8 protein-coding genes and 1 tRNA gene are annotated in these 7,561 nt (G+C 45.8%); 2 read left to right on the forward strand and 7 right to left on the reverse strand.

The genetic code is table 11. The features are described from left to right. The 4 genes from lpxA to ACTIE6_RS10925 all read right to left on the reverse strand — a co-directional run. A partial coding sequence (gene lpxA, locus ACTIE6_RS10910) for an acyl-ACP--UDP-N-acetylglucosamine O-acyltransferase (RefSeq protein ID WP_439556662.1) occupies positions 1-599 on the reverse strand: 599 nt, incomplete at its 3' end. Continuing rightward, a complete protein-coding gene (locus ACTIE6_RS10915) occupies positions 596-1,987 on the reverse strand; it encodes a bifunctional UDP-3-O-[3-hydroxymyristoyl] N-acetylglucosamine deacetylase/3-hydroxyacyl-ACP dehydratase (protein ID WP_439556663.1) in 1,392 nt (463 codons plus the stop codon). The genes ACTIE6_RS10915 and lpxA, both read right to left, overlap by 4 nt. 50 nt (positions 1,988-2,037) lie before the next feature. Further along, positions 2,038-3,078: a UDP-3-O-(3-hydroxymyristoyl)glucosamine N-acyltransferase gene (gene lpxD / locus ACTIE6_RS10920; protein WP_439556664.1), complete on the reverse strand. Its 1,041-nt coding sequence runs from the start codon at positions 3,076-3,078 to the stop codon at positions 2,038-2,040. Between the two features lie 71 nt (positions 3,079-3,149). Next, the gene (locus ACTIE6_RS10925) at positions 3,150-4,382 is read right to left on the reverse strand and encodes an HD domain-containing protein (RefSeq protein WP_439556665.1); all 1,233 of its coding nucleotides are present in this window, start codon (positions 4,380-4,382) and stop codon (positions 3,150-3,152) included. A 317-nt stretch (positions 4,383-4,699) separates the two neighbouring features. Here ACTIE6_RS10925 and ACTIE6_RS10930 point away from each other — a divergent pair. Next, positions 4,700-4,773, forward strand: a tRNA-Ile gene (locus ACTIE6_RS10930). A gap of 149 nt (positions 4,774-4,922) precedes the next feature. Here the strand turns inward: ACTIE6_RS10930 and ACTIE6_RS10935 are convergent. Then, positions 4,923-5,702 (reverse strand): SDR family oxidoreductase, encoded by a 780-nt coding sequence (locus ACTIE6_RS10935; RefSeq protein WP_439556666.1) that lies wholly within the window; start codon positions 5,700-5,702, stop codon positions 4,923-4,925. Positions 5,703-5,830: 128 nt separating this feature from the next. On the opposite strand from ACTIE6_RS10935, the gene ACTIE6_RS10940 reads away from it, so the two are divergent. Then, on the forward strand, positions 5,831-6,160 hold the full coding sequence (locus ACTIE6_RS10940; RefSeq protein WP_439556667.1) for a winged helix-turn-helix transcriptional regulator: 330 nt from the start codon (positions 5,831-5,833) through the stop codon (positions 6,158-6,160). Between the two features lie 42 nt (positions 6,161-6,202). On the opposite strand, the gene ACTIE6_RS10945 is transcribed toward ACTIE6_RS10940, so the two are convergent. Together ACTIE6_RS10945 and ACTIE6_RS10950 are read right to left on the reverse strand one after the other, a co-directional pair. Beyond that, the gene (locus ACTIE6_RS10945; RefSeq protein WP_056291242.1) at positions 6,203-6,430 is read right to left on the reverse strand and encodes a hypothetical protein; all 228 of its coding nucleotides are present in this window, start codon (positions 6,428-6,430) and stop codon (positions 6,203-6,205) included. 12 nt (positions 6,431-6,442) lie between these two features. Further along, positions 6,443-7,480 (reverse strand): SDR family NAD(P)-dependent oxidoreductase, encoded by a 1,038-nt coding sequence (locus tag ACTIE6_RS10950; RefSeq protein ID WP_439556668.1) that lies wholly within the window; start codon positions 7,478-7,480, stop codon positions 6,443-6,445. Positions 7,481-7,561 lie beyond the last annotated feature (81 nt).

Here is a 7,561-nt window from a genome sequence, read left to right on the forward strand (position 1 = left end):
CCCCTGCGTCTCAATCCAACCGAATTGATACCTACGTAAGAAATCGGCTCGCGGGCGGCTTTGGTAAATGGAGGAACATCCTTGCGGACAAGCGAAGCACCTGACACAAATGAGTGCGCACCAATTTTAACAAATTGATGAACAGCACTTAATGCACTTACAATTGCCCAGTCACCCACATGCACGTGACCGGCCATTTGCACATTGTTACCGATAATGCAATTGCTCCCAATCCGGCAGTCATGCGCTACATGCGCGTAAGCCATAATAAGACAGTCGGAGCCTACTACCGTTTTCCAGTGCTCTTCGGTCCCGCGGCTGATCGTCGCATATTCCCTGACCGTTGTGTTGTCACCAATAACTGTGAGTGTGTATTCATTGTTGTATTTCAAATCCTGCGGAGTAGCTGAAATTACCGCTCCGGGGTAAATACGACAATTTTTACCAATTCTTGCGCCGGAATTAATTACGGCGTGCGAACCAATCCATGTTCCTTCTCCGATTTCAACATCGGCGTGGATCATAGCAAATGGTTCTATTTCAACATTCTGGGCGATTTTCGCATCAGAATGAATGTATGCTAAGGTGGTTGGTGTCATTTTTTCTTTACCAGGCTTGCTATCATATCAGCTTCACATACCAATTGGCCGGCTACATAGCCGCGGCCACTCATTTTTACAATACCTCTTTTCATCGGAGATGTAAATTCACATTTGAAAATTACTGTATCTCCGGGGAAAACATTACGGCGGAAGCGGCAGGCATCTATACCGATCAGATAGGGCCAGTAATTATCAGGATCAGGAACGCTCGTAAGCACCAGGATACCGCCGGTTTGCGCCATTGCTTCCAATTGCAAGACGCCAGGCATTACAGGATTTCCCGGGAAGTGTCCTAGAAAGAACTGCTCATTGATGGTCACGTTTTTAACACCCACTACGCTGTTCTCATCCAATGCGATGATCTTGTCGATCATCTGAAATGGATAGCGGTGCGCAAGCAGGTTGCCGATCTGATTGATGTCAAATATCGGTGCCTTGTTGGGGTCATATTGTGGTATATCCCCTTTGCCCGATTTGATCAGTTTCTTGATCTTTTTGGCAAGTGCTACGTTGGCAGCGTGACCGGGACGTGCAGCAAGGATCTGCGCCTTGATCGGGCGGCCTACCAGTGCAAGGTCTCCAATCAGGTCCAGCAGCTTGTGCCGGGCCATTTCGTTGGGATAATGTAGCTCAACATTATTCAAAATGCCTTTTGATTTGTTGACGCTCACTTTTGGTTTATTCAAAAGCTGTGACAAATGGTCCAGCTCGCCATCCTGCACTTCCCTGTCCACGATCACGATCGCATTCGTCAGGTCGCCGCCTTTGATCAGGTTTTGCTTGTACAATGCTTCCAGCTCATGCAAAAACACAAAAGTGCGGCATTTGGCTATATCATCTTTGAAAAGCGTAATATCATTCAAAGAAGCATGCTGGCTGCTGATTACAGTAGAATTGTAATCAACCATTACCGTCAGCCGGTAATCCGAAAGCGGCAATGCTGCCAGCTCCGTGTCATTTTCTTTATTGATATAATGTACGTATTCAGGAACTTCAAAGTAGTTGCGGTACGCGTTTTGTTCCTCAATACCTGCATCCATGATCGCATCCACAAATTTAATGGAGCTACCATCCATGATCGGAGGCTCCGGACCGTCAAGCTGGATAAGCACATTGTCGATCTGTAAGCCAACCAAAGCAGCGAGCGTGTGTTCAACTGTGTGAATGCGGGCGCCGTTTTGCTCAATGGTAGTCCCTCTGGAAAGGTCCACTACATTGTCAACATCGGCATCTACAATGGGCTGATCTGGCAAATCAACGCGTTGGAACTTATATCCGTGGTTAGCTGGCGCGGGAACAAAGGTCATCGTCGCAACTACACCTGTATGTAAACCCACTCCGGTTACGGATACTGACCTAGAAATGGTTTGTTGTTTTTCGTTCATTATATAAAATCCTTTTCTGCATAAAGGCTTGTTGGGGTACCGGCAGTATTCTATTGAAAGTCAGATGTTTCCTGCTTCCGTTCGATGTCTTTCAATCGTTCTTCCATTTCAGGCAGCCTTCTTACCAACGCCATGGATCTCAGATGTTCGTTCAAATCCCGCGCAGGAGATCCTGAGAAAGAAAGTCCTTCTTTTTTAACCGATTTACCAAGTCCGCTTTGTGCGCCGATCTTGGTTTTATTTGCAACTGAAATGTGACCAACTACTCCTACCTGCCCTGCTATCACACATTGTTCGCCGATCGTAGTAGATCCGGAGATACCTGACTGTGCTGCAATTACGGTATTTTTTCCAATCTCTACATTATGGGCAATCTGCACCAGGTTATCTATTTTGACACCTTGCCGGATAATGGTTGAACCCATGGTAGCGCAATCGATCGTTGTATTGGAGCCGATACTTACATCGTCTTCAATAATCACATTGCCAAGCTGAGGTATTGCTTTGTAGCTTCCGTCAGTCTGCGGCGCAAAGCCGAACCCGTCGCTGCCGATTACTGCATTGGCGGAGATCACGCAGTTTTTACCAACAATTGTATTCTGGTAAATACGTGCACCGGGGTGGACTATCGTGTTATCGCCGATCGTCACATTATCGCCCAGAAAACTGTGGGGGTGAATTTTAACATGATCACCAACAATGCAATTTTTACCTATATAGGAGAATGCACCGCGGTAAACATCAGCGCCTACCTGGCTATTTTCACCGATAAAGCTGGGTTGTTCTATACCCGACTTGTTCTTTGCAAGGCGTTTCTGATATTCTTCAAGAAGAATTGTAAATGCAGTGTAAGCGTTTTCGACGTAGATTAATGTAGCCGTAACTTCTTTCTTTGGAGTAAAGTCTTTGTTAACGATAACCGCGGAAGATCCGGTTGAATAAACGTAAGCTTCGTATTTACTATTGGCTAAAAAAGAGATGCAGCCCGGACGCCCTTCTTCAATTTTAGCAGCCGAATCAATTGTAATTTTTTCATCTCCAACAATGGTTCCATCAAGCATTTGGGCAATCTCGCTGACAGTAAATTTCATATTTTTCGGCTAATGTGTTTCGAGTATGTTGCTTAAATTAGTCAGACAGCTCCTTCTTGATATGATCCTTGCTAACCACGCAAAGATACATTTTTAGCCCAACATACATAGTACTTGCGTACAATCTTAGTCAGCGCTTCAATGGTCGGAATATCTGATGCAGCGGCTATATCGAGCAAATTTCCATTCTTCATTTTTACGCGGATCGGGTCTTGTTCCTTTTCGTAAGCAGAGTTGGCCGTTTCACCTTCGATCAGAAAATAGTCCATTTCTGCATCCTTCACACCGGCGCTCCGGAGTTGTTCCCGGAGAGGACCCAGCACTTCATCACCTGGTTTTTCGTCGTAAAACTGAATTTTAAACAAGTCCCTATCTAGCAGCTTCCTGCATAAAACGGAAAGAACCAGGTCTTCGTGTGTTTTCCATCCTTTCACAGAAGCCCATACGTCATTATCGTCCAAACCGTTGAAGGCCTGAGTCAATCCCGCTTTTGAATCGAAATCTTCAATGGTGAACCTGTTATGTAAAAATTGTTCAAAATCGGGCGTCGCGAACAATTTGGCGCCATTTGCCACCAGCTCGCGGGCACGATGGAGAATTACAGTCAGCATTGCCTGCGCACTCAGGAGTGTTTTGTGGAGATATACCTGCCAGTACATCAGGCGGCGTGCATGCAGGAAATTTTCTATACTCAGAAGTGCTTTCTCTTCTACCACCAGTTCGTCGCCGCTGATATCAAGCATTTTAATGAGCCTGTCGGCGCCGATGGAACCTTCGATAACTCCGGTGTAAAAACTATCGCGATTCAGGTAATCCATCCGGTCCATATCGAGCTGACTGGAAATCATCTGGTGAAAAAACTGGCGGGGATAAGTGCCTTTAAACATTTGAATGGCCATATCCAATCGTCCGTCCATTTGCCTGTTGAGCTCTTTCATCATCGAAAGCGTAATTGCCTCATGCTCGACGCCGGGCAGCATAACGCTTTCAAGTACATGAGAAAAAGGTCCATGGCCGAGGTCGTGCAGGAGGATAGCAGCCTGCGCCGCTTCAAGCTCCGACTGCCAGATCAGGTGCCCTTTCTCCTGTAGAGCTTTGAGTGCCTGCCCCATCAGGTGCATTGCGCCAAGTGCGTGGTGAAAGCGCGTATGCAACGCGCCGGGATAAACGATATCAGCCAGCCCAAGCTGCTTGATTCTTCTAAGTCGTTGCAGAAACGGGTGATCTACCAGGTCATAGAGCAGATCAGACGAAATAGTGATAAACCCGTAAACGGGATCGTTAATTATCTTTCTTTTATTCAAAGCCAATTTTTTCCCCAAAAGTAATAAAAGAAGCAACGGACAAAAGCAGTTATTCTTGCCAGTATCGTTTGGAGAATTGCACGGTTTAGCTATTTTTGCACTCCAAATGAAAGTTTGGATGGTCAATCAAAGCGACTGACATAATCAATAGTAATTGGGCCTATAGCTCACAAAGCGTTTGCCCGGTCGGTTAGAGCAACTGACATAATTAATAGTTATAGGGCCTATAGCTCATTCGGTTAGAGCAACTGACCGCGCGGCGGCCGCTCATAATCAGTAGGTGCCTGGTTCGCTAGGCGATAGTACAAATATGTTAAGGGCCTATAGCTCATTCGGTTAGAGCAACTGACTCATAATCAGTAGGTGCCTGGTTCGATCCCAGGTGGGCCCACTTTGAAATGAAGACTTAACTCATACAGTTAGGTCTTTTTTATGCCTCATAATCAGTAGGTGGCTGCCGGGGCGGCGATTCGCTTCGATCCCAGGTGGCCCACTAATACAAAAAAGGACTTAGCCGGTTAAGCTAAGTCCTTTTTTGTATTAGTGACTAACTGTCGGAGAAGCACCGCCGTCGACTGAATAGTTGGTTCCGGTGATATACTTTGCCTGCGGCGAAGCCAGGAAGGCTACCAGACTTGCAACTTCTTCCGGCTCGGCCATTCTGCCGATCGGAACGCCCACTTTGTCCATGACGGCTTGAAAAGCATTGTCAAACGTGATATTGGAAGACTTTGCAATATTCTCGATGAAATCCAGCATTAATGGCGTTTTGACGACACCCGGCGAGACTACATTTACCCGTATACCTTTCGGGCCGAGTTCACTGGCTAATGCTTTGCTATATGCATTCAATGCCGCTTTTGCAGAAGAGTAGGACATAGTCATCTCCCAGATCGGCTGTTTTGCGGCACCTGTGGAGATATTGATGATAACACCGCTTTTCTGACTGATCATTGATGGCAACAACGCTTTGTTAATCCGCACGACCGACATAAAATTCAATTGCCAGTCATTGTACCAGTGTTCGTCTGATAATGCATTAAAGCCCCCGCCGGGCCCCAGATTTGCGCCTGCATTATTCACAATGATGTCAATCCTGCCATATTTTTCCAGGATTTCCCTGGCAATAGCTTCTGCACTTGCGGGTTGTGTGAGGTCTGCCGCTATGAAATATTGTCCGTTTGTATCTTCCGCAGGTGCGGTTCTCGCTGTTACTACCACCTCTGCACCTCTGCTGCTTAATTGGTCAGCAATGGCCTTACCAATGCCTTTCGTTCCGCCTGTTACCAATGCAACCTGCCCTTTCAGTATCGTATCCATGTTGTTTGTTTTAAATGGATTGTAAAGTAAAATCAGTAACTTTACTTTTGAAAGTAGTAACACTTTTGTATAGTAATAACAACAAGTAAAGACTTACAGACATTCAGCAGCTTATGATAAACAAAAACATGAAAGAAAATAATGAGCGCTGCGCCTTGCAGGAGATTTTGGAAGTAATTGGCGGAAAATGGTCTATGTCGATCATCTACGCTTTATTCACCGGCACTAAGCGTTTCAGCGAGTTAGAGCGGCTTATACCGAAAATAAACACCCGGATGCTGGTAAAGGAATTGAAGAATATGGAAAAGAATGGAATCGTTAAGAGGAAGGTGTTTGCAACCGTGCCACCCACAGTGGAATATACCTTAACGGAAAAAGGAAAGAAGCTGGAACCAAGTATCAGCGAACTATATAAATGGGGAGTTGAGTACGTCAGTGAGATACCAAAAAGCACCTAGCAGATTACTGCCAGGTGCTTTTTGCTGACTTGAATAATTGTTTTACAAAATCACCATAATATCAGAATTAGGCTTATCGCGCTTTTCGAGGTATTCCCACGATACGATATCTTCCTCAGGATAAATATTGCCTGTATCTTCGGGCCCCTCGTCGCCTACTGCTTCCACGAAAGCTTTTGAGCCTTTTTTATAAATCCCTTCGCGCGGAATTCCATTCATATCCGTAAAAAGAACCAGTGATTGGTCTTCGGGGAGATTGCCGTTTTTCATAGCATGATCGGGTTAAAGTTCGTTATTCGCTGCTGCTGCATTATCTGTGCGCCAATTGATTTCGGATTCCGATATTTCAGATTCTGACTCAGAACCCTTTTTGGTTTCGAAACCATCCTCTGTCATTTTGGGCATAAAATTGTTTACCGAAGCCGAAAGTGCAGAAACAAGCCCCGGGTTAGCGCCCTGCAATGCCACTGCCAGCTTTGCACTTGCAGTTAGTATTACTTCATTTTCTCCATATTCAATCGCTTCGATAATCTGCGCCGCCGATTTCTCCGCTTTTTGTGAAAATAACGGAGAAGACGCCATTGTTTTAAACCACGCGTATTCGGCTTCCTGATCACCTTTTACAAATACATTTTTGGTACTGCCGGTCTGCATTAGATTGGGTATCACAGTTGTGACCATAATTTTATCCCGTTTCAATTCGGCGTGCAAACCTTCCGACAATGCTACCATGGCAAACTTGCTGACACTATAAGGCAACAAATGCGGTACTGAAATCTTTCCGCCAATAGAGCAGATGTTGGCGATCCGGCCTTCGGATTGTTTCAGATGCGGCAATGCAGCTTTAACCATGTACAATGCCGCCCAGAAATTTACGTCCATTGCTTTTTTGTAATCCTGGATCTCCATTGATTCCTGCGGACCAACGATCATCGTACCTGCATTGTTGATCAACACATCAATGGATCCAAATTTTTCGACTGCCGCCGCTACTACTTGCCGGGCATCCTGCTGTTGGCTTAAATCAGCTGTAACTGCAAGTACATGCGCGCCAAGTCCGTGCAGTTCAGTTTCAGCGTCTTTAAGCTGCTCCGGGTTCCGTGAACATATCACCAGATTAGCCCCCTTTCTTGCCAGTCCACGCGCCAGCAGTAACCCCAGGCCCCGGGCACCGCCGGTAATAATGACCGTCTTTCCGGTAAAATCATAACGGGTAACCCGCTTGTACACACTCCTGGCTGCGGCAATGAGACCCACTGCGGCAATTGCATATAAACCCAGCTTTCCCGGGTCGGAAATCGATTTTGTTTGCTGATCCATTTTGAAAAATGTCATGATGAAAAAGCAACGGGCTAAATTTCTGTGCCGCAGGATAGTTCCCCTTTATTTTTCAAGGTTTTT

The organism is Dyadobacter sp. (assembly GCF_051859145.1).
Classification (GTDB): domain Bacteria; phylum Bacteroidota; class Bacteroidia; order Cytophagales; family Spirosomataceae; genus Dyadobacter.